The organism is Marichromatium bheemlicum, assembly GCF_012276755.1.
GTDB classification, from domain to species: Bacteria; Pseudomonadota; Gammaproteobacteria; order Chromatiales; family Chromatiaceae; genus Marichromatium; species Marichromatium bheemlicum.
Window position 1 is genome coordinate 1 of the sequence record NZ_JAAXKX010000052.1, and the last position, 454, is coordinate 454.

The window sequence follows — 454 nt, forward strand, 5'->3', positions numbered from 1 at the left end:
CGCACTGCTGGAGTTGCTGCAGCTGGAAGGCTGCATCGTCACCATCGATGCGATGGGGTGCCAGCACGCGATCGCCGAGCGGATCCAAGCGCAAGGGGCCGATTATGTGCTCGCGCTCAAGGGCAACCAGCCGCGCCTGGCTGAGGCGGTCGAGGAGGCCTTCATCGATGCCGATGCATGTGACTATGCCGACACCGATTCGCAGCTGTTCGAGACTCGCGAACGCGGGCATGGGCGCAGCGAGACGCGCCGCTACCGTACCCTCGCGGTACCCGCAGACCTGCCTGGTGCCCAGGACTGGCCGGGGCTGCGCACCCTTGGGATGGTCGAGTCCGAGCGCACCGTCAATGATCAGGTCAGCCGCGAGATCCGCTTCTTCATCAGCAGCCTTGATGCCAACGCCGAGACCTTCGCCCGCGCCGTGCGCGATCACTGGGGCATCGAGAACACCCTG

At 65.9% G+C, this 454-nt stretch carries 1 protein-coding gene; it reads left to right on the forward strand.

What is annotated here, in order from left to right:
- Window positions 1-454, forward strand: a 454-nt coding sequence (locus HF203_RS16060) for an ISAs1 family transposase (protein WP_168671089.1), incomplete at both ends; no start/stop codon positions are given.